The 23,658-nt window shown below is 65.0% G+C and carries 20 protein-coding genes; 15 read left to right on the top strand and 5 right to left on the bottom strand.

What is annotated here, in order from left to right; translation table 11 throughout:
* Window positions 1–9: 9 nt before the first annotated feature.
* Window positions 10–1,086, bottom strand: a complete 1,077-nt coding sequence (gene waaF / locus DY468_RS00895; protein WP_164601497.1) for a lipopolysaccharide heptosyltransferase II — start codon at window positions 1,084–1,086, stop codon at window positions 10–12.
* A gap of 185 nt (window positions 1,087–1,271) precedes the next feature.
* On the opposite strand from waaF, the gene rfaD reads away from it, so the two are divergent.
* The 3 genes from rfaD to DY468_RS00910 are packed head-to-tail and all read left to right on the top strand — an operon-like array spanning window position 1,272 to window position 5,717.
* On the top strand, window positions 1,272–2,252 hold the full coding sequence (rfaD, locus tag DY468_RS00900; RefSeq protein ID WP_164601499.1) for an ADP-glyceromanno-heptose 6-epimerase: 981 nt from the start codon (window positions 1,272–1,274) through the stop codon (window positions 2,250–2,252).
* Window positions 2,253–2,275: 23 nt separating this feature from the next.
* Complete coding sequence (rfaE1, locus tag DY468_RS00905) at window positions 2,276–3,748, top strand: D-glycero-beta-D-manno-heptose-7-phosphate kinase (protein ID WP_164601501.1); 1,473 nt, start codon at window positions 2,276–2,278, stop codon at window positions 3,746–3,748.
* Window positions 3,749–3,788: 40 nt separating this feature from the next.
* Window positions 3,789–5,717, top strand: a complete 1,929-nt coding sequence (locus DY468_RS00910; protein ID WP_164601503.1) for a polysaccharide biosynthesis protein — start codon at window positions 3,789–3,791, stop codon at window positions 5,715–5,717.
* 15 nt (window positions 5,718–5,732) lie between these two features.
* Here the strand turns inward: DY468_RS00910 and DY468_RS00915 are convergent, their stop codons facing one another.
* Both DY468_RS00915 and DY468_RS00920 read right to left on the bottom strand, forming a co-directional pair.
* Window positions 5,733–6,743, bottom strand: a complete 1,011-nt coding sequence (locus tag DY468_RS00915; protein ID WP_164601505.1) for an MraY family glycosyltransferase — start codon at window positions 6,741–6,743, stop codon at window positions 5,733–5,735.
* Window positions 6,744–6,797: 54 nt separating this feature from the next.
* Window positions 6,798–7,757, bottom strand: a complete 960-nt coding sequence (locus tag DY468_RS00920) for a lysylphosphatidylglycerol synthase transmembrane domain-containing protein (RefSeq protein WP_164601507.1) — start codon at window positions 7,755–7,757, stop codon at window positions 6,798–6,800.
* A 383-nt stretch (window positions 7,758–8,140) separates the two neighbouring features.
* On the opposite strand from DY468_RS00920, the gene DY468_RS00925 reads away from it, so the two are divergent.
* From DY468_RS00925 to murJ, 3 genes are all read left to right on the top strand, one after another.
* Window positions 8,141–9,136: a Gfo/Idh/MocA family protein gene (locus DY468_RS00925; protein ID WP_164601509.1), complete on the top strand. Its 996-nt coding sequence runs from the start codon at window positions 8,141–8,143 to the stop codon at window positions 9,134–9,136.
* Window positions 9,137–9,192: 56 nt separating this feature from the next.
* On the top strand, window positions 9,193–10,344 hold the full coding sequence (locus DY468_RS00930) for a DegT/DnrJ/EryC1/StrS family aminotransferase (RefSeq protein WP_164601511.1): 1,152 nt from the start codon (window positions 9,193–9,195) through the stop codon (window positions 10,342–10,344).
* A gap of 226 nt (window positions 10,345–10,570) precedes the next feature.
* Window positions 10,571–12,100 (top strand): murein biosynthesis integral membrane protein MurJ, encoded by a 1,530-nt coding sequence (gene murJ / locus DY468_RS00935; protein WP_164601513.1) that lies wholly within the window; start codon window positions 10,571–10,573, stop codon window positions 12,098–12,100.
* Here murJ and DY468_RS00940 read toward each other — a convergent pair whose 3' ends face one another.
* Window positions 12,101–13,906, bottom strand: coding sequence for a carbamoyltransferase family protein (locus DY468_RS00940; RefSeq protein ID WP_164601515.1), 1,806 nt, complete (start codon window positions 13,904–13,906; stop codon window positions 12,101–12,103).
* A gap of 420 nt (window positions 13,907–14,326) precedes the next feature.
* Here DY468_RS00940 and DY468_RS00945 point away from each other — a divergent pair, with 420 nt between their 5' ends.
* From DY468_RS00945 to DY468_RS00960, 4 genes are all read left to right on the top strand, one after another.
* Complete coding sequence (locus tag DY468_RS00945; protein WP_110788682.1) at window positions 14,327–14,614, top strand: hypothetical protein; 288 nt, start codon at window positions 14,327–14,329, stop codon at window positions 14,612–14,614.
* A 295-nt stretch (window positions 14,615–14,909) separates the two neighbouring features.
* Entirely contained in the window at window positions 14,910–17,231 is a 2,322-nt protein-coding gene (locus tag DY468_RS00950; protein ID WP_164601517.1) for a xanthine dehydrogenase family protein molybdopterin-binding subunit, read from the top strand.
* Window positions 17,232–17,353: 122 nt separating this feature from the next.
* Window positions 17,354–17,803 (top strand): c-type cytochrome, encoded by a 450-nt coding sequence (locus tag DY468_RS00955; protein ID WP_164601519.1) that lies wholly within the window; start codon window positions 17,354–17,356, stop codon window positions 17,801–17,803.
* Window positions 17,804–17,828: 25 nt separating this feature from the next.
* The gene (locus DY468_RS00960) at window positions 17,829–18,758 is read left to right on the top strand and encodes a c-type cytochrome (RefSeq protein ID WP_164601521.1); all 930 of its coding nucleotides are present in this window, start codon (window positions 17,829–17,831) and stop codon (window positions 18,756–18,758) included.
* 7 nt (window positions 18,759–18,765) lie between these two features.
* Here the strand turns inward: DY468_RS00960 and DY468_RS00965 are convergent, their stop codons facing one another.
* Window positions 18,766–19,011, bottom strand: coding sequence for an Lrp/AsnC ligand binding domain-containing protein (locus tag DY468_RS00965; RefSeq protein ID WP_110788678.1), 246 nt, complete (start codon window positions 19,009–19,011; stop codon window positions 18,766–18,768).
* 136 nt (window positions 19,012–19,147) lie between these two features.
* Here DY468_RS00965 and thiD point away from each other — a divergent pair, with 136 nt between their 5' ends.
* The 5 genes from thiD (at window position 19,148) to DY468_RS00990 (ending at window position 23,647) form a co-directional block, all read left to right on the top strand.
* Window positions 19,148–19,948: a bifunctional hydroxymethylpyrimidine kinase/phosphomethylpyrimidine kinase gene (gene thiD / locus DY468_RS00970; protein ID WP_164601522.1), complete on the top strand. Its 801-nt coding sequence runs from the start codon at window positions 19,148–19,150 to the stop codon at window positions 19,946–19,948.
* Between the two features lie 93 nt (window positions 19,949–20,041).
* Window positions 20,042–20,698: a class I SAM-dependent methyltransferase gene (locus tag DY468_RS00975; protein WP_164601524.1), complete on the top strand. Its 657-nt coding sequence runs from the start codon at window positions 20,042–20,044 to the stop codon at window positions 20,696–20,698.
* 53 nt (window positions 20,699–20,751) lie between these two features.
* Window positions 20,752–21,549: a UDP-2,3-diacylglucosamine diphosphatase gene (locus DY468_RS00980; protein ID WP_164601526.1), complete on the top strand. Its 798-nt coding sequence runs from the start codon at window positions 20,752–20,754 to the stop codon at window positions 21,547–21,549.
* On the top strand, window positions 21,549–22,604 hold the full coding sequence (locus tag DY468_RS00985; RefSeq protein WP_164601528.1) for a glycosyltransferase family 4 protein: 1,056 nt from the start codon (window positions 21,549–21,551) through the stop codon (window positions 22,602–22,604). The genes DY468_RS00980 and DY468_RS00985 overlap by 1 nt, the downstream gene beginning before the upstream one ends.
* Window positions 22,605–22,660: 56 nt before the next feature.
* Entirely contained in the window at window positions 22,661–23,647 is a 987-nt protein-coding gene (locus DY468_RS00990; RefSeq protein ID WP_164601530.1) for a threonine ammonia-lyase, read from the top strand.
* Window positions 23,648–23,658 lie beyond the last annotated feature (11 nt).

The raw sequence follows: 23,658 nt of genomic DNA on the forward strand, positions 1-23,658 counted from the left end.
CCAAGGGGCTCAGACCGCCGGTGCGATGCCGGCGGCCTGCAGCGCGCGCAGCGCCGCGGTGGTCACGTCCCCGACCGCGATGTCGCGCATGCAGCGGTGATGCTCCATCCGGCAAACCGGCTTGTGGCAGGGCCGGCAGGGGATATCCCCGGGCGCCTGGATCACCGTCTCGATCGGGTTGAGCGGGGCATAATGCCAAGGGCTGGTCGGGCCGAAGATGCCGATGGTCCGGCTGCCGATCGCGGCGGAGACGTGGAGCAGGCCGGAATCGTTGGAGATCACCAGATCGGCCGCCGCCAGCGCCAGGATGCCGTTGCGCAGGTCTGTGCCGGTGAGATCGCGGACACGCGGGCCGCCGGCTTCGACAATTTCCTGCGCCTTGGCGGTTTCGCCCGGGCCGCCGACCACCCACACCTCAAAACCGCGCTCGGCCAGCGCCTTGCCGGCTTCGACGTAGTAGCTCCAGCGCTTCGCCGGACCAACCGCGCCGGGCGCGAGCGCGACCACGGTTCGGCCGTGCAGGCCGTTGGCTTGCCGCCAGGCCGCGATCTCGGCCTCCGGCACCTGAAGCTGCGGTTCGGGCCAATCCAGCGGTAATTCGGGCAATGGCGGCAGTGCAAGGGCGGCGCAGCGGTCGATCATCCGCGGCAGCGCCTTCTCGCCGCGTCGCCAGTCATTGAGCAGACCGAACCGGACCTCGCCAATGAAGCCGGTGCGTTTCGGGATACCGGCAAGCCAAGGAGCGATGGTGGACTTGAAGGTGCGCGGCATCACCACGGAGGTGCCGTAGCCCTCCTGTCGCAGCCTTGCTGCCAGCGCCCGCTCCTGAGACAGCGAGATCTTGCTGCGCGGCAGATCCCAGACAATGCCTTGGCGCACCCCGGGCATATAGTCGACCAGCGGCGCGCAAAGCGTGGTGGTTAGGACGTCGACCGGCCGGTTCGGCCAGCGGTCTTTCAATACCCGTACCACGGTGTGGCAGCGCACGAAATCGCCAATCCACATATATGGGACCAGCAGGACCGGGCTGGTTTCATCGCGGTCGGGCGCTTTGGCCAAGCTGGCTTTGAGTGATTCGTAATTCATCGCTTGTTCTGGGTGCCCTGCTGGGCAGGGACTGGTCGGCCCAGCCGGTTAGCGCCTGCTGCGGCCGGCGTCTAGCCGGCATTTCGCGCGCGAGACGCGCTCCATTCACAACAATTCAGGGTTGAAAGTTGCCTGCTTGAGCGGAGTGGGGCAAAGCTGGCCACGCAAATCAAGGCGGAGAAGTCATGCTGCTGGTCACCGGCGGAGCCGGATTTATCGGATCGAATCTGGTCGCGGCGTTGAACGAGGCCGGGCGGGCCGATGTGGCGGTGTCCGACTTTCTCGGCCATGACGGCAAGTGGAAGAACCTCGCCAAGCGGCAGCTTGCTGATTTCGTTCCGCCTGCGGAACTCGCCGAATGGCTGAAAGGCCGCAAGCTGGACGCTGTCTTCCACATGGGGGCGATCTCCGCGACCACCGCCACCGACGGCGACATGGTGATGGAGAACAATTTCCGGCTATCGCTGCGGCTGCTCGACTGGTGCACCGAAACCGGCACGCCGCTGATCTACGCCTCGTCGGCAGCGACCTACGGCGACGGCGAGCACGGGTTCGATGACGATTTCTCTCTGGCCGCGCTGAAGAAGCTGCGGCCGATGAATCTCTACGGCTGGAGCAAGCATCTGTTCGACCTGGTGGTGGCAGAACGGGCCGCCAAAGGTGAGAAACTGCCGCCGCAATGGGCGGGCTTGAAGTTTTTTAACGTGTTCGGGCCGAACGAGTATCACAAGGACACCATGGCCAGTGTGCTGGCGCGGCGGTTCCACGACATCAAGTCCGGACGGGTGGTGCAGTTGTTCAAGTCGCACCGCGATGGTATCGCCGATGGCGACCAGAGACGCGACTTCATCTATGTCGACGACGTGGTGCGGGTGATGATGTGGCTGTTCAACTCTCCAGATGTCAGCGGCATCTTCAATGTGGGCACCAGCCACGCCCGTAGCTTTCGCGACCTGATCCTGTCGGCTTACGCCGCGCTCGGAACGCCGCCGCAGATCGAGTACATCGATATGCCGGAACAGATTCGCGGCAGCTATCAGTATTTCACCCAGAGCGAGGGCGACCGGCTGCGCGCCGCAGGCTACAACGGCGGCTTCACCCCGCTCGAAGAGGCCGTCGCGTCTTACGTTAAGGGTTACCTCGACCGCAGCGATCGCTTCCGCTGATCGCGCAAACTGTTTGGAATCGGATGTTCAGTTTCGACGCCCTGCTGCAAACGATCGCTCGTCAGACCGTCCTGTGCGTCGGCGATCTGATGCTCGACGAATTCGTTTACGGCGAGGTGTCACGTATTTCGCCGGAGGCGCCTACGCCGGTGATCGCCGTTCAGCGCAGCGAGACCAATATCGGCGGTGCCGGTAATGTCGCCCGCAATATCGCGGCGATCGGAGCAAGCTGCATCTTCGTCGGACTCATCGGAGATGACGTCACCGGTCGGGCGCTCGAGGCCGAACTCGCCAACGAGCCGCGGATCGAACCGGTACTGGTGCGCGATACTTCGCGGCCGACGACCCGCAAGGTGCGCTTCGTCTCCGAGCACTTCTCGACCCATATGCTGCGTGCCGACTGGGAGACCGCTTCTGCGGCCAGCGGGGAAGTCGAGCAGCGTTTGCTTGAAGCGATCCTACCGCAGCTGTCGCGGGCAGATATCGTCCTCCTCTCGGACTATGCCAAGGGCGTGCTGACCGCGCGAGTGATTCGCGAGACCATCGATGCCGCTAAAAAACTCGGCAAGCGGGTTATCGTCGATCCGAAAAGCGCCAACTTCGAGATCTATCGCGGTGCTACGCTGTTGACGCCGAACCGCAAGGAATTCTCCGCTGCGACACGTAGCGCAGCGGCGACCGACGCTGAAATTGCCGCGGCGGCCCAAGACGCGATGGCGCTTACCGAATGTGAGGCGATGCTGGTGACCAAGAGCGAGCACGGCATGACGCTGGTGCCGCGCGGAGGCGAGCCGATTCACGTACCGGCGCTACCGGTAAAGGTTCGAGACGTCTCTGGCGCTGGTGATACGGTGGCGGCGGTGCTGGCGGTGGTGCTGGCGTCCGGAGCGAATTGGGCCACCGCGATGCGGGCAGCGAGCGCCGCTGCGGCCGTGGCGGTGAGCAAGAACGGCACCGCGGTGGTGACGCCTGGTGAACTGCGCCGACGGATCCTGCCGCATGCCTCGCTGGCGGCGGAAGAGAAGATTATCGGTGGTGACGCGGACCTCGACGAGCGGTTGAAACAGTGGCGCCGGGAAGGCTTGCGGGTCGGCTTTACCAATGGCTGCTTCGATATTCTGCACCCAGGCCACGTCAAAGTGCTCACCGCCGCGCGCGGCGCCTGCGATCGGTTGATCGTCGGCCTGAACAGTGACGCCTCGGTGCGACGACTGAAGGGCGAGAGTCGCCCCGTGCAGCACGAACGCGCCCGCGCCGAAGTCCTGGCCGCGCTCGAGGCGGTCGATTTGGTTGCAATCTTCGAAGAGGATACGCCGCTGCGGCTCATCACGCGGATCGAGCCGAGCGTGCTGGTTAAAGGTGGCGACTACACACGCGAACAAGTTGTCGGCCACGAGATCGTTACGGCCAAAGGCGGGGACGTGCTGCTGGTCGACGTGCTGCCTGGTTTCAGCACCACCTCGCTGGTCGCGCGGGCGCGCGAGGGGCAATCCTGACCATGTCGGCCATTCCGGATCATCGCGAGAAGAACATGCAATGCTGACGTCGATCCGGTCGTTCACCTACCGCAATTGGCTGATCGCATTGCACGATCTGCTCGCGACGGCGGCCGCAGTGCTGCTCAGCTTCTATTTGCGGTTTGATGGTGAGAATCTGTGGGATCGTTTGCCGCTGTTGCTGACGATTCTGCCGTACTTCGTGGGCTTCAGCTTTTTCGTCTGCTATCTGTTTCAGCTTACGACCACGAAGTGGCGCTTCATCTCGATCCCGGACCTGCTCAACATTCTGCGGGTTGCGAGCGTCCTGACGATTGCGCTGCTGGTGCTAGACTACATCTTTCTGGCGCCAAACATGTACGGGACGTTCTTCCTCGGGAAGATGACAATCGTTCTGTATTGGTTTCTCGAGGTGTTTTTCCTCGCTGGTTCGCGCCTCGCATACCGTTACTTTCGCTATACGCGCACGCGCAACAAGGCGCGCCGGATGGATGCAGCGCCGACGCTGTTGATCGGTAAGGCCGCCGATGCCGAGGTGTTTCTGCGGGGGATCGAAAGCGGCGCGGTCAATCGGCTTTGGGCGGTCGGTATTTTGTCGCCGGCTTGCTCGGATCGGGGGCAGTCGATCAGAAGCATCCCGGTGCTCGGTGGGCTGGATGATCTGCAAGACGTCGTGGAGGATTTTGCCGGTCGCAATAAGCCGATCCGCCATGTCGTGATGACGCCGTCCGCATTCGAGGAGGGAGCCGAGCCCGAGGCCACTCTGATGCGCGCGCGCAAGCTCGGTTTGTCGGTCAGTCGGCTTCCCTCGCTTGAGGAGAGCGGTGACTCCCCGCGGCTGGCGCCGGTCGCGGTGGAAGACCTGCTGCTTCGGCCAAGCGTGGATATCGACTATAGGCGTCTCGAGGGGCTGCTGAAGGGGAAGTCTATCGTCGTTACGGGGGGCGGAGGTTCGATCGGCTACGAAATTTGCGACCGCGTTGCGACTTTCGGTGCTGCGCGTCTGTTGGTAATCGAGCATTCCGAGCCAGCTCTCTACGCCGCGACGGAAGCGCTGGCGGCAAGAGCCAGCAACACCAAGATCGAGGGGCGTATCGCCGACATTCGTGATCGCGACCGCATCTCGAAGCTCTTCACCGAGTTCAAGCCCGACGTCGTGTTCCACGCCGCAGCGTTGAAGCATGTACCGATCCTCGAGCGGGATTGGGGCGAGGGTGTCAAAACCAATATCTTCGGATCGGTCAATGTCGCGGAGGCCGCCCGCGCATCGGGAGCCGAGGCGATGGTGATGATTTCAACCGACAAAGCGATCGAGCCGGTGTCGATGCTCGGCCTTACCAAGCGGTTCGCCGAGTTGTATTGTCAGGCGCTTGACCGCGAACTCGCGTGCGCCTCCGGCGAAAAGCCGCCGATGCGACTGATTTCGGTGCGCTTCGGCAACGTGCTGGCGTCGAACGGTTCGGTGGTTCCGAAGTTCAAGGCACAGATCGAAGCCGGCGGTCCGGTGACGGTGACGCACCCGGACATGGTGCGTTATTTCATGACCATTCGCGAGGCCTGCGATTTGGTCATCACGGCAGCGACCCACGCCCTGAAGTCACAACATGTCGACGCGTCGGTCTTCGTGTTGAGCATGGGCCAGCCGGTGAAGATTGTCGAATTGGCCGAGCGCATGATCCGGCTGTCTGGTCTGCAGCCGGGCTATGACATCGAGATCGTGTTCACCGGCGTCCGACCGGGAGAACGGTTGCACGAGATCCTGTTCGCCGAGCACGAGCCCACCACCGATATCGGCATCCCCGGGATTATGGCTGCGTGTCCGAATGAGCTGCCATTGCCTACCCTGCACCAGGGGCTCGCTGCACTCGAAGCGGCCGTCGTGGCGGGGCGGCACGACGAGGTCGTGGCGATCCTGAAGGGGGCGGTGCCTGAGTTCAGGATCGAGCCGGCGCCGTCTGCGCCACTGTAGAACTGCAACAGGCGTTCAAGCCCTGCGGTGCGCGAACCGCATCAACAGCGTCACCACAATGGCGCCGCCCAGGGCGAGCAGCATACAATCGGCGGCAATGGACTTAAGTGCGATCGACGCTCCAGCCAGCACAGCCAGCGCGAGGTTGGTCAGGCATACCATCCCGACGACCTCGCGTACCGAAAACCCATTGTCGGTGGCTTTTTGATAGAAGTGCGAACGATGTGCGAGCCAGAACGGCTCGCGGCGCAGCATGCGCCGCAGCAGTGTCAGAGTGCTGTCGGCAAGGTAGTACAACGGCAGCAGCAGCGCCGCGGCGATAAACCCCTGCAGGGCGAGCTGCAGCAAACACCAGCCGAGCAAAAGTCCGATCGGCAGACTTCCGACGTCACCGAGAAATACCTTGGCGCTCCCAGGCCGGTTGAATGGGGCAAAACCGAGCAGAGCGCCGCCGAGAGCTGCCGCCAGAAGCATCGAGGGCTGTGACAGCGCTCCGAACAGCCCGAACACTACAAGGGCAAAAGTGACCGGCACGCCCTCTGCGACTGTCATCCAGTCGAGGCCGTCCATGAAATTGACGAGGTTGACGAACCACAGACCTCCGATCAACAGGACGACGCGTTCGAGCCACAGCGGGAGAGCCTGGATAATTTGCTGGTCGGCGGGCATGGTGAACACCACTGCGCCGACGCACAGTGCCTGGAGAGCAAAGCGCGGAAGTACGGGGATCTGCCGGATGTCGTCGGCCGCGCCGACAATCCCGATCACGATCGCTGCGGCAAACAGAGGCATCAAAGCCAGCAACGCGGGAGCGCTCGATCCGAGAGCGAATGTGGTGACGATCAACGTCGCGGTGATGATGGCAATTCCGGCGCCTTGCGGCGTAGGGATCTTGTGAGACGACCGGGCATTCGGTCGGGCCAATGCGTAGCGCGCCAGCAGCGGCATCAGCGCCCAGGTGAGTACGGAGCAGCCTACGGCTGCGGAGATGATGGCGAGCAGCAAGACGAGATCTGGCCCGATCATTCTTTTCCCCCAGCGCGGGAACGCAATGCGCCGTTCGCGGTAGGTCGCATCGAGCTACTCCGGAACCTCGATGGGGGAGTCACCCTTCGCCGCCTTCTCTGCGCTTACGATCCAAATGAGGCCGCCGATGCCTCCCACGAGGAAATAAACTGCTCCGAACAGCAACGAAACAGCCACGCCGTCACCGGGGGTGAGGCCGGCGTAACCAAATGCCAATCCCATGCTGGCTTCGCGAACGCCCCAACCCGCGATTGAAATCGGGATCATGGTGATCAGCATGATCGGGGGAACGAGTTCGAGCAACAGCGCAAAACTCGCCGGCGCCTCGATCGCCCGGGCCACGCACCAAGCAATCACCACCGCCAGGATGGTAATGACCAAGGACGTGACGACGAGGATGGCTGCGCTTTTCGAGGTTGAGAGCACTTTCACGGCGACCTCGGAGCAGGCGCGCATGTGGCGAGTGGCCCAGATTCGGTCAAGCAGGCCGAACCGCAGAAAGGGCAAAGCCAGGAACACCGCACCGGCACCGAGAGCCGCGAAGTCCAGCAGCATCAATCCGAGCCGTCCGTCGGCATCTTCGATCAAACTGAGTGTCCATGGCAGCGTGACGAAGATCATCGCCGACAAGGCGATCAGGCCCATCGCGCGATCGACGAACACCGAATAGGTCGCCGCCCGCCAACCAGCGCCGGCTCGCGCGAGCAGCCACACCCGCACCGCGTCACCACCGATCGCCGACGGCAGCGTCTGATTGAAGAAAGCGCCGATCATCGTGTAGCGCATCGATCGGGCGGTCGTCAGGGGCGCCTCGCAGCACTCACCGATCGCCCGCCAACGCAGGGCGTTGACGAACAGTTGAAAGATCGTGGCAGCGACGGCTAACGCCAGCCAGCCGAGGCTTGTCGCGTCGATCCGAGCAGCAAGAGCGACGAAGTCGGTGTTCCGAAGAGCCAGATAAAGCAGCGCTGCTGAAACCAGGATCTTGGCTGCTGAAAGCAAAAACCGGCGCATAAGACGATAGCTCGGGTGGGTAGTTAACTGGTCGTCAGGAGCGAGCGGCGCCCGGCCATCGCGAAAGTTGCCGCCTTCGTAGGGACTTGCGCCCGATCTGGCAATAGTGCCGCGGGCGACGGGCCAGCAACTTCTGCTGATGTGCAGGGGGTGAGCGGGATCTCGGTTTCCAGCCCTCGATCCCGATCGAGGGCCGCGTCCATGCCTTCGCCGCCTGGTTTCGGGACGACCTTCGGCTGCAGCTTATTGCGTCTAATTCGCGTCTTGGCTGATCGGTGTAATTAACTGAATCAAAACGTGTTTGGGAAAGTTTCCCGAACGTTCGCCACATCTGTGGCCGCATGGTAGGAAGCCGCACCTTCAATTTCCCAAGGCGCGATGCCATGACTTCCAGCACTGAAACGGCCAAGACCCCCTCTCTCCGGATCGGCGTGATCGGCGCCGGGGTGATGGGAACCAACCACGGCCGGGTGCTGGCGGGACTGCCGGGAGTGACGCTGGTCGGGATCGTCGATCCGCTGCCGGAGCACCGCGACCGCGCGGTCGAGCTGATCGGCTGTAAGACCTTCGCAACGCTGGACGAATTGCTGCTGGCCGGGGTCGACGCGGTGACCATCGCGGCACCCACCCATCTGCATCACGACGTGGCGCTGACCTGCATCGGTCGCGGTATCCATGTCTTGGTCGAGAAGCCGATCGCCTCGACGGTGGCAGAAGGCCGCGAGATCGTCGCCGCCGCCAAGAAGGCCGGGGTCACCCTGATGGTCGGCCATGTCGAACGCTTCAATCCGGCGGTCGCAGCGATCAAGCAGGCGATTCGTGACGAGGACATCCTGTCGATCGGCATCACCCGGGTCGGCCCGTTCCCGCCGCGGATGTCGAATGTCGGCGTCGTCATCGACCTCGCCGTCCACGACATCGACCTGATCCGCTGGTTCACCGACTCGGAAATCACCGAGGTGCAGCCGCAGCTCTCCAGCGCCATCGCCGAGCGCGAGGACATCGCGCTGCTGCAGTTTCGCACCGCTTCGGGTGTGCTCGCGCACATCAACACAAACTGGCTGACCCCGTTCAAGGCGCGCACCGTGACGGTCGCGACCCGCGGCAAATACGTGATGGGCGACCTGCTGACCCGTCAGGTCACCGAGTGCTTCGGCTTCAAGGCGGACGGCAGCTATTCGATGCGGCATCTGCCGGTCGGGCACGACGAGCCGCTACGCGCCGAGCTGATCGCCTTCGTCAATGCGGTAAGCAGCAACGGCACGCCCGCCGTGACCGGCGAGGAGGGCGTCGCCAGCCTCGAGATCGCGATCCAGTGTCTCGATCAGCCCGCACGGCCCGCGGCGACCGCCGCTGCGCCCCGCCGCGCGGCCGGTTAGCCCAACGCGCGACCGATCTTCAGCGCATTCCCGTCATCCGAACCCGGCAAGGCCCCATGAATCAGCATCTCCGCAACGACCCGGTGCCCTTCATCGATGTCGGCGCTCAGCGCCGCAGGTTGGGGGCCGGCATCGACGAGGCGGTCGGCAAGGTGCTGAACCACTGCCAGTTCCTCAACGGTCCGGAAGTGATCGAGCTGGAGGCGAAGCTCGCCGCTTTCGCCGGCGCGCGTCACGTCGTGACCTGCTCGAGCGGCACCGATGCGCTGTTGATGGTGCTGATGGCCAAGGGCATCGGTCCCGGCGACGCCGTGCTGTGCCCGTCCTTCACGTTCTGCGCAACGGGTGAAGCGGTGGCGCTGACCGGTGCGACGCCGCTGTTCGTCGATGTCGACGAGGTCACCTTCAACATCGATATCGCATCACTGAAGCGCGGTATCGGTACTGCCAAGAAGCTCGGCCTAAAGCCGCGCGCGATCATCCCGGTCGACCTGTTCGGTCAGGCCGCCGACCACACCGCGGTCGGCGCCCTTGCGGCGGATGAAGGGCTGTTCGTGCTCGACGACGCGGCGCAGGGCTTCGGCGCCAGCCATCGCGGCCAAAAGCTCGGCAGCTTCGGCCTCGCCACCGCCACCAGCTTCTTCCCGGCCAAACCGCTCGGCTGCTTCGGCGATGGCGGCGCGATCTTCACCGACGATTCCGAATTCGCCGAGGCGCTGAAGAGCGTGCGCGTCCACGGCCAGGGCAGCGACAAATACGACAACGTCCGGCTTGGCCTCACTGGCCGTCTCGACACCATCCAGGCGGCGATCCTGCTGCAGAAGCTGACGATCTTCGAAGACGAGATCGCCGCGCGCAACGTTGTTGCCGAGCGCTATTCGGCAGCATTGGCCGATGTCGTCACCGTTCCGCGGCTTGCCGAGGACTGCACCTCGGTGTGGGCGCAGTACACCATCCGGCTGCCGCACGGCGTCGACCGCGACGGTTTTGCCGCGGCGCTGAAGGCGCAAGGCATCCCGACCGCGATCTACTATCCGAAGTCGATGCACCAGCAGACCGCGTATCGCGGCTTCCCGGTTGCCGACGGCGGCCTGCCGGTGTGCGAGCGGCTGTCGCGCGACGTCATCGCCCTGCCGATGCACGCTTATCTCGACGCGCCGACACAGGACCGCGTCATCCACGCCGTGCGCGGCGCGCTGGGGCGGTAAGGCACCGCCGTTCGCGTGGTCGGGCACTGAGCCTGCTCGTCATTCCGGGGCGCTCGCGTGAGCGAGCGAACCCGGAATCTCCTGGCTGCGGATAGGGCGCTCACACCAACCTCTGGATTCCGGGTTCGCGCGCCTGCGGCGTGCGCCCCGGAATGACGGGCGGGTAGGGCGCGCGCCGTCTTGCATTCCTGTTTTGCGCTGTCGCGACTTCCTGTAGAAGCGCCCCATGCTCAAGCGCATTTTCACCGTCGGCGGCTTCACCCTGCTGTCGCGCCTGACCGGGTTTGCCCGCGACATCATGCTGGCGGCGATCCTCGGCGCCGGTCCGGTGGCGGATGCGTTCTTCGTCGCGCTGCGGCTGCCCAACCATTTCCGGGCGATCTTTGCCGAGGGCGCGTTCAATGCCGCCTTCGTGCCGGCCTATGCGCATGTCCATGGCGAGAAGGGCGAGGCCTCCGCCAAGCTGTTCGCCGACCGCATCTTCACGCTGCTGTTTCTGTCGCAGCTGGTGCTGCTCGCCATCGCGCTCGCCTTCATGCCGCAGATGATGAGCATTCTGGCGCCGGGTTTCACCGACGATCCGGAGCAGCGCGCGCTGGCGATCGAGCTGACGCGGATCACCTTTCCATACCTGCTGCTGATCACCCTGGTGACGCTGTACGGCGGCATCCTCAACGTGATGCAGCGCTTTGCCTCCGCCGCCGCCGCTTCGATCTTCCTCAACATCTCGATGATGGCGACGCTGGCGCTCGCCGCGTTCTTCCCGAGCGCAGGCCATGCTGCTGCTTGGGGCGTGCTGATTTCGGGCGTGCTGCAGTATCTCCTGCTCGCCGGCGATTTGTCGCTGCACGGCGGACTGCCGCGATTCTCCAAGCTGAAGCTCGACGAGGACGTCCGTGCGTTCTTCCGTGCGCTGGGGCCGGCGACAGTCGGTTCGATGGGCACCCAGATTGCGCTGTTTGCCGATACCATCATCGCGACCTTCCTGCCGGCCGGCGCGCTGTCGGCGTTGTATTATGCCGACCGGCTCAACCAGTTGCCGATCGGCGTGATCGGCATCGCGATCGGCACCGTGCTGCTGCCGGAGATGTCGCGGCAGCTCACCGCCGGCGACGATGCCGGCGCCAAGGCATCGCAGCGCCGCGCGTTCGAATTCACGCTGCTGTTCTCGGTGCCTTTCGTCGCCGCATTTCTCACCGTCCCGGACGAGATCATGCGGGCGATGTTTGCGCGCGGCGCCTTCACCCGCGCCGATGCGATCTCGGCCGGCACCACGCTTGCTGCCTATGCGATCGCGCTGATCCCGTTCGTCTTGATCCGCAGCGCGGTGGCGCCGTTCTATGCCCGCAAGGACACTGCGACTCCGGTGAAGGCGGCGCTCACCGGTGTCGCCACCAACGTGGTGCTGAAATTTGCCCTGATGGGCTCGCTGGCGCAGGTCGGCCTGGCGCTCGCGACCGCCGCAGGCGCCTGGATCAATCTGCTGCTGGTGATCTTCTTCTCGGTCCGCGCCGGCTACCTCGAGTTCGACCGCGAGCTGGTGCGCGCGATCCTCAAGTTCGGCATCATCGGCGTGTTGCTCGGTGCCGCGCTGTGGCTGACCGCCTGGTTCGCGCCGACGTATCTCGCATTGCTGCCCGCGCTGCGCAGCGAGGCCGCGCTGGCGCTGTTGATCGTGGTCGGCGCCGTGGTCTACGGCGCCGCGCTCCTGGTGCTGTTCGGGCCGCGCTGGATCAAGCGCCTGCTGCGCGGCTGATCAAGCCGCGGTGGTCGACCGCACCAGATTGGTGACGTCGGAATACACCTGCAGCACCGGGTTGATGAAACGGTGCGCCTTGTTCTTCGACACGATGGTGTCGTGCATCACCAGATGATCGATGCCCGTCGTGAGGAAACACGCCATCGCGTCGCGAGGCGTCTCGACGATCGGCTCGCCCTTGATGTTGAACGAGGTGTTGACCAGCACCGGGACGCCGGTCAGCGCTTCGAACTCCTTCAGGATGTAATAGAGATCGGGGGCGGTCTCTTCGTCCACCGTCTGGACGCGGGCCGAGCCGTCGACGTGGACCACCGCCGGAATCCTGTCGCGCCACGCCGGCGCCACCGGTTTGGCCATCAGCATGAACGGCGAGTCGCCCTTGCCCTCGAAGATCTCATCGGCGCGCTCCTTGAGGACGATCGGCGCGAACGGGCGGAACGGCTGGCGATGCTTCACCCGGCTGTTGAGAATGTCCTTCATTTCGGCGTTGCGCGGATCGGCGAGCAGGCTGCGATGGCCGAGCGCGCGGGGCCCGAATTCCGAGCGGCCCTGAAACCAGCCGATGACCTTCTGGTCGGCGAGCAGTCGTGCCGTTTCCTTGTAGACCTCGCTGGACCGAACGATGTTGATCTGCGGCTTGACGAAGAACCGCTGCGTCGCTTCCTCGACCTCGGCGTCCGAATACGGCCGGCCGATATAGGCGTGCTTCATCTCGAAGCTGCGCTGCTTCTGCTGGATCACCAGATGACCGTAGTAAGCGCAGCCGATCGCGATGCCGTCGTCGCCGGCCGCGGGCTGGATCCAGACATTCTCGAAGCCCGCCTCGCGGGCGATCCGGCCGTTGGCGACGCAGTTCAGCGCGACGCCGCCGGCGATGCACAGGTTCTTGGCCCCGGTGGTCTCGCGCAGCCAGCGTGCACGTTCGAGCAGCACCCGCTCGGTGTCGTCCTGCACCCGCCAGGCGAGATCTTCCCAGTGCCGCATCGACGGGTTGTCTTCCCACTTGCCGGGGCTGTCCATGATGTAGGGCTGGTTCAGTTCCGGCGTCCAACGCGGCACGGTGAGCTTGTTATTCTCGAACTGCAGCATCGGCGGGATGGCGTCGGGCCGGCCGTAAGGCGCCAGGCCCATCAGCTCGCCGCATTTGTTCCAGTCGCCGAACACGTAGGTCGAGGCACGGCTGTAGTAGGCGCCAAGCCCCGGCATGTTGTAGAACTCGTCGCTGAGAAAGCCGCGCTCCGGCTCCATCCAGACCTTCTTCAAGCACTCCAGCTTGGTACCGCTGAATTTGTAGTAGCTCTCGGATTCGCGGGCGAGCGGCGAGGCGTCGTCGCCAGGAAACTGCTCGTCGACATCGGCCCGGTAGCTGCCGACGCCGTCGACGATCATCACCACGCCTTCTTCGAACGGGCACGGCGCGAACGCACTGTAGGCGTGCGCGAGGTGATGCGAGATCGTCGCCACCTTGTTGGTGTGGTTGCGGAACAGCGGGTGGCTGCGGGCGGTGCCGCGCTCATGCTCGGGCAGGAAGCCGGGCATGTCCTGGAAGATCAGCCTGTCTTCCATCTCCGGCACCGGTAGAATGTAGCAGTTGCGCACCACCAGATCGACGTCCGCCATCGTGATGCCTTCGGCGCTCAGGCAATAGTCGATCACCTCCTTGTAGAATCCGGATGCGTGCTTCTCGCGGGTGATGCGCTCCTTGGCAACGCCGAAGGCGACCTCGCCGTCTCGCAGCAGGACGGCGCTGACGTCGTGGTCGTAGGTGTTGAGGCCGAGAACGTAGGTGTGCTGACGGGGCATGGGCTACTTTTCTGAAGGTGCGGCGTCACCGCGGACAAAGGCGAAGGGTGTCTTTCTGAGTGTCGATCTGCACCTGGATGCGGTTCACTTAAATTGCAATAGAGCCTGTACGCGAAACGTGGGCACGCCGAGGCATTCGCGACGATCTTGCGGAACATACGCGGATATCGTCGTTGCCGCACCGCACCCGTGCCACAAATGCACTGTTCACTCCGTTGCGGAACAACTGTCGCGGCCGCTCGTTGAGTCGCCTCGAGTCCAATCGCGGCTTGACCAAAACCGTAGCTTGATCATAACCTTGATACCCAATGCCGATGACGGGGACGCTTCGAACCCCGTGCATTTGAACCGTCTTCCCGCACAACCGCACCAACGACGGGACACACGGCAACCTGCTTAACGACCGGGAGAAGAATCCATATGGCTCAGACTGCTTCCAAGGCCCGTAAGGGATGGACGACGCGCATTCTCGCTGCTGTGACGCTGACGGCGATCTACTGCTTCAGCCTCGTCGGCACCTCGGCCCTGTTCCTCACTGCCAGCACCAGCAAGGCTGAAGCCCAGCGCGGCCGCGGTCGCGGCCGTGGGCGCGGTTATTATGGCCGCGGACGTGGCCGTGGCTACTATCGTGGCCGCGGGCGCGGCTACTATCGCGGCTATGGTGGTTGTGTGTTCAACCCGGTGTACGGCCGGGTGATCTGCTACTGACGTCGTTACGGTCGGGCGACTGCGCCTGACATCATTTGCGAAAGGTGCATCGGGCGACCGGTGCACCTTTTTGTTTGAGGGGCCTCTTATCTGGCGTGTTTCATTCCCGGCTGAGGCGCGGTGCGCAGAGCCTGTGCGTGTCGAGCTCTGGACCGGCCTGCTACCGGAGGGGGAGCGAGCCGCCGTCGGCGGGTTCATATTTCGGTGTTCCATCGCGATCAGCCGGCCGGCGTGTTTGCTCCGGTCATCGATCCGCTGCAAGATGACGCCAACTCGTATCGGAGGTCACGACCCTATGGCTCCAACCAAGTTGGCTCCCACGAAGTTCGGCGTCGGCCAGAGTGTGCTCCGCAAGGAGGACGATCCCCTGATCCGCGGCAAGGGGCGCTACACCGACGACTACGCGCCGCAATCATCGGTACAGGCGCTGGTGCTGCGATCCCCACATGCGCACGCCACCTTCGAACTCGACACCGCCGCGGCGCGCGCCTTGCCCGGTGTGCTGACGATCCTGACGGCGGACGATGTCGCGGATCTCGGCGGGTTGCCGTGTCTGTTCAATCTGCCGGACAAGCCATTCAAGAGCCCGGACTATCCGATCCTGGCGCGCCATGAGGTGCGCCATGTCGGCGATGCGATCGCGTTCGTGGTCGCCGATACGCTGGCTCATGCCCGCGATGCGCTGGAGGCGATCGAGGTGGAGTGGACGCCGCTTCCGGCGGCGATCGGCGCCGCCGATACGGTGAAGCCCGGCGCGCCGCAGGTCTGGCCGGAGCACGCCGGCAACGTGCTGTTCGATGCCGGGATCGGCGACAAGAAGGCGACCGAGGCCGCGTTCGCCAAGGCGCACGCGATTGCCGAGATCAGGATCGTCAATCCGCGCATCGTCACCAACTATATGGAAACCCGCGCCGCGGTTTGTGAGTACGACGCCAAACGCGATCACTTCACGCTCACGGTCGGCAGCCAGGGCAGCCATCGGCTGCGCGACATCCTGTGTCAGACCTTGCTGAAGATCCCTGTCGAAAAGATGCGGGTGATCTGTCCGGATGTCGGGGGCGGGTTCGGCACCAAGCTGTTTCCGTATCGCGAATACGCGCTGCTCGCGGTCGCCGCCAAGAAGCTGCGCAAGACGGTGAAGTGGACCGCCGACCGCGGCGATCACTTCGTCGGCGACTCGCAGGGACGCGACAACGTCACCACCGCGCGGATGGCGCTGGCGGAGGACGGCAAGTTTCTCGGCATGGACGTCGATCTGATCGCCGATCTCGGCGGCTATCTGTCGACGTTCGGCCCGTATGTTCCCTATGGCGGCGTCGGCATGCTGCCGGGTCTGTACGACATCCAGGCGTTCCACTGCCGCATCCGCACCGTGTTCACCCACACCGTGCCGGTCGATGCCTATCGTGGCGCCGGACGCCCCGAAGCGGCCTATGTGGTCGAGCGTCTGGTCGACGCCTGCGCGCGCAAACTGTCGATGTCGCCGGATGCGATCCGGCGCAAGAACTTCATTCCGCCGCGCAAGCTGCCCTACACGACTGCGACCGGCAAAGTGTACGACTCCGGCGACTTCGCCGCACATCTGAAGCGCGCGATGGAGATCGGCGACTGGAAGGACTTCAGCAAGCGCGCCAAGGCCGCCAAGAAGGCCGGGCTAGTGCGCGGCATTGGGCTCGCGTCCTATGTCGAGGTCTGCGGCACCATGGGCGAGGAAACCGCCAAGGTGGTGCTGGATCCGGATGGCGACATCACGGTGCTGATCGGCTCGCAATCGAGCGGGCAGGGACATCAGACCGCTTACGCGCAGATTGTCGCCGAGCAGTTCGGCGTGCCGCAGGAGCGGGTGCGGGTGGTGCAGGGCGACACCGACCGGGTCGCGACCGGCCTCGGCACAGGCGGCTCGGCCTCGATCCCGTCCGGCGGCGTCAGCGTGCAGCGCGCCACCCATCGGCTCGGCGAGCAGCTCCGCGACATCGCCGCCGATGCGCTGGAGACCAGCGCCGCCGACCTCGAGATCAGCGACGGCACCATCCGGATCGCCGGCACCGACCGCTCGATTTCGTTCGCCGATCTGGCCAAACGGTCCGGCGTCGATCCGGCCAAGCTGAACGCGGGCGCGACGTTCTCGAGCGCCGATGGCACCTTCCCCAACGGCACGCATCTGGTCGAGATCGAACTCGATCCGGCAACCGGCAAGATCAGGATCGTGAACTACGTCATCGTCGACGATTTCGGCGTGACTCTGAATCCGCTGCTGCTCGCCGGCCAGGTCCATGGCGGCACCATTCAGGGCATCGGTCAGGCGCTGATGGAGCAGGCGGTCTACAACGCCGAGGACGGCCAGCTCGTCACCGGTTCGTTCATGGACTACGCGCTGCCGCGCGCGGCCGATGGCGCGCCGATCACGTTCGAGACCCACAACGTGCCGTGCGCCACCAATCCGATGGGCGTCAAAGGCGCGGGCGAGGCGGGGGCGATCGGCTCGTGCCCGGCGGTGATGAACGCCATCATCGATGCGCTGTGGCGGGAATACCGGATCGACCACATCGACATGCCGGCGACGCCGGAGCGGGTGTGGATGGCGATCCGCGAACACGAACGCCGCCACCGGCTTTAGGCAGGCTGGCCGGCGAGGTGACAAGACGAAGCGAGGGGAGGCGGCGCCAAGCCGCCCCTGCGGTGAGCCGCGGAACCGGCGGCGCGTGACCAAGTTCAAACACCCAGCGGGAGGACGTCTTGATGTTGCGAACTGTGATCGTGGCCGGAGCCTTGGTGCTGACGGCGAGCGCCGTGATGGCGGAGCAGGACCTGGTCGATAAGACCCAGAAACTGATGAAGGACAACGGCCGGAACATGATGGTGCTCGGCGCCATGGCCAAGGGCGAGAACCCCTACGATCAGGCCGCGGTCGATGCGGCGCTGAAGCAGTTCGACGAGACCGCGAAGGATCTCCCCAAGCTGTTCCCGGACAGCGCAAAAGGCCTGAAACCGTTCGACGGCAAGTACAGCGCTTCGCCGAAAATCTGGACCGAGCGTGCCAAGTTCGACGGCGAGATCGCCGACTTCGCCAAGGCCGTCGACGCCGCCAAAGGAAAGATCAAGGACGTCGACACGCTGAAGGCGGCGATGCAGCCGATCGGCAAGGCCTGCGGAAGCTGCCACGAGAACTTCCGCCAGAAGGAAGGTTAGCGAGCCGCCGGCAGCGGAGATCGCCGTGGCCAGGACAATTGGAGCCGCGATTCTGATCGCGGCGATCATCGGTGTCGCGGCGCTCTGGCTGCTGACCATACCGGCCACGGTGTCGGCCGACCGGCTGCCATCGCGCAGCGCCGATCTGGAGAACGGCCGCACCGTATTTATCGCGGGCGGCTGTGCCGAATGCCATGCCACGCCGAAGCAGGGCGACCGCACCCGGCTCGGCGGCGGGCTCGCGCTCACATCCGAATTCGGCACGTTCCATGTGCCGAATATTTCGCCTGACCCGAACGACGGCATCGGCAAATGGACCGAGGCGGAGTTCGTCAGCGCGGTGATGCGCGGCACCGCACCGGGCGGCGTGCATCTCTACCCCGCGTTTCCGTATCCGTCCTACGCGCATGCCCGGCTCGACGACGTCCGCGACCTGTTCGCCTACATCAAGACGCTGCCGGCGGTGGCCGGACGGGCGCCGCCGGACGAGCTGCCGTTCCCGTTCAACATCCGACGTGCGGTCGGCCTGTGGAAGCTGCTGTTCTTCGACGACGCGACGTTCACGCCGGACCCGGCGCAATCGGCGCAATGGAATCGTGGCGCTTATCTGGTGAACAGCTTCGGCCACTGTGCCGAGTGCCACAGCCCGCGGAATGCGCTCGGCGGCATCGTGGCGTCGCAGCGCTTCGCCGGCGGGCCCGATCCGGAAGGCAAGGGCTGGGTGCCGAACATCACCCAGAAAGGCCTCGGCGACTGGAGCGCCGGCGACATTGCCTATTTCCTCGAGACCGGCATGACGCCCGAAGGTGACAGTGCCGGCGGATCGATGGCTCAGGTGATCCGCAACACCTCGCAGCTCGGCAAGGCCGACCGCGAGGCGATCGCCGCTTACATCAAGTCGCTGCCGCCGGTGCAGGGGCCGGTCCGGCCCCCGCGCAAAGCCAAGGCCGAGTGATCGGCGATCACTTCGGGCCGAACGCCTTGAAGGTGATGATGGTGTGGGTGTCCTTGATGCCGGGGACCACCTGGACCTTCTCGGCGACGAAATGGCCGATATCGGTCGAGCGGTCGACATAGAATTTCACCAGCAGATCGTAATCGCCGGCGGTAGAATAGATCTCCGAGGCGATCTCGGCTTCGGCGATCGCGTTGGCGACGGCATAGGACTGGCCGAGCTGGCATTTGATCTGAACGAAAAACGGCACCATCGCGGGTCTCTCCGGCAGCTTGATTTGCGCCATCAAGCCTAAAACACCGTGTCGGCGCAAGCTCTTGCCGCTGCGGCGCGGGCGCGCTACGACCGCGGCAGACTGCCGGTCCGCAGCTTTTCAATCGAGCACGTTGATGGCCATTCCGATCGCACTCACCATCGCCGGCTCCGACTCCGGGGGCGGCGCCGGCATTCAGGCCGATCTCAAGTCGTTTTCCGCCAACCACGTCTATGGCGCCTCGGTGATCACCGCGCTGACCGCGCAGAATACGCGCGGCGTCACCGCGATCCACGACGTGTCGGCTGCGTTCGTCACCGCGCAGATCGATGCGGTGTTCAGCGATCTTGCGGTCGCCGCCACCAAGATCGGAATGGTGGCGCAGCGCTCGGTGATCACCGCGATTGCCGAAGGGCTGGACCGCTGGCATGCCGCCAACGTCGTGCTCGATCCGGTGATGGTCGCGACTTCCGGCGACCGGCTGATCGCCGACGACTGCGTCGAGGCGCTGCGCACGGCGCTGATCCCGCGTGCCCGCCTCATCACGCCGAACCTGCCGGAGGCTGCCGCGCTGCTCGACGAGCCGGTTGCCGCCGAGCCGGCCGCGATCGAACGCCAGGGCCGGCGCCTGCTCGCGCTCGGCTGCGAAGCCGTGTTGATCAAAGGCGGTCACGGGACCGGACCGACCAGCACCGATTACCTGTTTGTTGGAACCGATGTGCAGGCGCTCGCGGCACCGCGGATCATCACCGACAACACCCACGGCACTGGCTGCTCGCTGTCCTCCGCGATCGCCGCCAATCTCGCGAAAGGCCAGTCGTTGCAGGCTTCCGTGGCGGCTGCCAAGCAATGGGTGAGCGCTGCGATCGCCGCGGCGGACAGGCTTTCGGTCGGGCACGGCCACGGCCCGATCCATCATTTCCACGACTTCGACTAAGGCACAAACCGAGGCGCTGTGCGCTGTCGTCCAGTCGTCGTACTCGGCTGATAATCCGAATTCGTAAGTAATTTACGATTCGTGACGGAACCGATGACGCCCGACCTCGACAAGTCTCTGATTGAAACCGCCTACGCTCGCTGGGCTCCGATCTACGACGCGGTGTGCGGGCCGGTGATGGTGAAGGGACGACGCGCGGCGGCGGCTGAAGCGCGCGCGCAGGGCGGCAAAATTCTCGAAGTCGGAGTTGGCACCGGCTTGTCGTTCGACGATTACGACGCCTCCACCGAAATAACCGGTATCGATCTGTGCGGGCCGATGCTGGAGAAGGCGCGCGCCAAGATGGCGTCGGGCCGCTATCCGTGGGTCAAGGACGTGCGCCAGATGGATGCGCACGCGATGGACTTCGACGATGCGACGTTCGACTGCGTCGTGGCTCAGTTCGTCATCACGCTGGTCGCCAATCCCGAACAGGTGCTGTCGGAATGTCACCGCGTGGTGAAGCCCGGCGGTCGCATCATTTTGGTCAATCATCTGTACTCTGAAGTCGGCGTGGCGGCTGCGGTCGAACGCTGGGCGGCGCAAAAGACCCGCGCGCTCGGCCTGCGTCCGGAGTTTCCGTTCGCGCGGCTGCAGGCCTGGGCGCAGGGCACCTCCGACGCAATTCTGGTCGAGCGGCGCAAGCTTAAGCCGTTCGGCATCTACACGCTGGTGTGTTTCGAGCGGACCGGCACGCCGATGGCGGCGTGAGTCCTGTCTCGAAACGTCGCCGCCCGCGGGCGGCCTTGAATAGGACAAGACCGATGAGCGACGACGGTCCCGAACGACGGTTTCGCACCCTGTTCATTTCGGACGTCCATCTCGGCGCACGAGGATCGCAGGCCAATCTGCTGCTGGATTTCCTCCGCGTCCACGATGCCGATACGATCTATCTGGTCGGCGACATCGTCGACGGCTGGGCGCTGAAGTCGAGCTGGTACTGGCCGCAATCGCACAACGACTTCGTGCAGAAGATGTTGCGCAAGGTCCGCAAGGGCGCGCGGATCATCTACGTACCGGGTAATCACGACGAGTTCCTGCGCTCGTACTACGGCACGCATTTCGGTGGCATCGAGGTGGTCGAGAACGCGATCCACACCGGCGCAGACGGTCGCCGCTATCTCGTCATCCACGGCGATATCTTCGATCTGGTGGTACAGAACGCGCGCTGGCTCGCTCATGTCGGCGACAAGGCCTACGACCTCGCGATCCGGCTCAACCGCATCGTCAACGCGTTCCGCCGCTGGTTCGGCGTGCCGTATTGGTCGCTGTCGCAATGGGCCAAGCACAAGGTCAAGAACGCGGTGAACTACATCGGCGCGTTCGAGGAGACGCTGGCGCAGGAAGCCCGCCGTCACGGCACCGACGGCGTGATTTGCGGCCACATCCACACCGCCGCGATCCGCGACTTCCACGGCATCAACTACATGAATTGCGGCGACTGGGTCGAAAGCTGCACGGCGCTCGCCGAGCATGAGGACGGCCGGTTCGAGATCATCACCTGGACCGATCTGCTGAAGCGCAATTTGCCGGTGCCGACGGTCGCGGCGCGGGCCGCCTGATGCGCATCCTGATCGCGACCGACGCCTGGCACCCGCAGGTCAACGGCGTGGTGCGGACGCTGACGATGATGGCCGAAGCGGCGAAGTCGCTCGGCGTCGAGGTCGTGTTTCTCACGCCCGAGACGTTTCCGACGGTGGCGTTGCCGAGCTATCCGGATCTGCGGATCGCGATCCCGAATCCGATCCGGGTCGCGCATCTGATCAATGCGGCGCAGGCCGACTGCGTCCATATCGCCACCGAAGGGCCGATCGGGCTCGCGGCGCGGCGCTATTGCCGCAAGCGCGGTCTGCGCTTCACCACCAGCTTTCACACCCGGTTCCCCGAATACGTCTCGGCGCGGGCGCCGATCCCGGAGTCCTGGGTGTGGTCGCTGCTGCGCCGGTTTCACGGCGCCAGCCATGCCGTGATGGCGGCGACGCCGGCGCTCGCCGACGAGCTGCGCGGCCGCGGCTTCCGCAATGTCGTGCTGTGGCCGCGCGGCGTCGACGGGCATCTGTTCCATCCGCGCGAGGGCGCCGATCTCGGCCTGCCGCGGCCGGTGTTTCTCTCGGTCGGCCGGGTCGCGGTCGAGAAGAACCTCGAGGCGTTCCTGTCGCTCGATCTGCCCGGCACCAAGGTGGTGGTCGGCGACGGCCCTGCGCGTGCGTCGCTGGAGCGCGACTTCCCGAACGCGGTGTTTCTCGGCGCCAAGCAGGGCGAGGCACTGGCGGAGGTCTACGCCGCCGCCGACGTGTTCGTGTTTCCGAGCAAGACCGACACTTACGGCTTGGTGCTGCTCGAGGCGCTGGCGAGCGGCGTGCCGGTCGCGGCCTATCCGGTGACCGGGCCGCGCGACGTCATCGGCGACGAGCCGGTCGGCGTGCTCAGCGAGGATCTGCGCACGGCCTGCCTCGGCGCCTTGGAAATCTCGCGCGACGCATGTCTGGCGTTTGCGGCCGATCACACCTGGGAAGCCTCGGCACAGGCCTTCATCGACAATGTCCGCCGCGCGGCCATGCTGGAATCGGCCCGGCTCGGCCCGCACGGCGCCAAGCCGCACCGGGTGGTCGCTTAGCGCGGATGGAGCGCGCAGCTTGCCGGCGCGCGCCGCGGCGCGTTACATGCCGTGTCATGACCAATTCCCCTGTGCTGCCCGTTTCCGTTGCCGATATCGATGCGGCTGCCGAGGTGCTCGCGCCCGTCGCGGTGCGGACGCCGCTGCTGAGTTCACCCGCGCTCGACGCAGCGACCGGCGGCCGCGTGTTCCTCAAGCCGGAAGTTCTGCAGCGCACCGGCTCGTTCAAGTTTCGCGGCGCCTACAACAAGCTGGCGTCGCTGTCGCCGGAACTCCGGCGTGCCGGCGTCGTCGGGTTCAGCTCCGGCAATCATGCCCAGGGCGTCGCCGCGGCGGCGCAGCTGCTCGGCATTCAGGCCACGATCGTGATGCCGTCGGACGCGCCGGCTTCCAAGCGCGAGCGCACCGCCGGCTACGGCGCCGAAGTCGTGCTGTATGATCGGGAGCGCGAAGACCGCGAGGCGATCGCCCGCGACATCGCCGAGCGCAGCGGCGCGACACTGGTGCGGCCGTTCGACGATCCGATGGTGATCGCCGGGCAGGGCACCGTCGGCCGCGAGATCGCCGAAGACCTTGCCGCGCTCGGTCTCGCGCCGGATCTGGTGATGGCGCCGGTCTCGGGCGGCGGGCTGGTCGCCGGCACCGCGCTGGCGATCAAGGCACGTTTCCCGCAGGCGGCGGTGATGTCGGCTGAGCCCGAGGGCTTCGACGATCACGCCCGCTCGCTGGTGGCGGGACGCCGCGAATCCAATCCGGCCGGCGGACGCACGATCTGCGATGCCTTGATGATGTCGATCCCGGGCGAACTCACCTTCGCGATCAACCGGGTGCTGCTCGCCGGCGGCGTTGCGGCGTCTGACGCCGAAGTCGGCCGTGCGGTCGGTTTCGCATTCCGTGAACTGAAGCTGGTGGTGGAGCCCGGCGGCGCGGTGGCGCTGGCGGCAGTGCTGGCCGGCAAGCTGGATGTTCGCGGCAAGACCGTGGCGATCGTGCTGTCGGGCGGCAATGTCGATGCGGATCTGTTCGCTCGCCTGATCGCCTGATCGTCTCAGAC

It is taken from the genome of Rhodopseudomonas sp. BR0M22, assembly GCF_010907035.1.
GTDB lineage: Bacteria > Pseudomonadota > Alphaproteobacteria > Rhizobiales > Xanthobacteraceae > Rhodopseudomonas.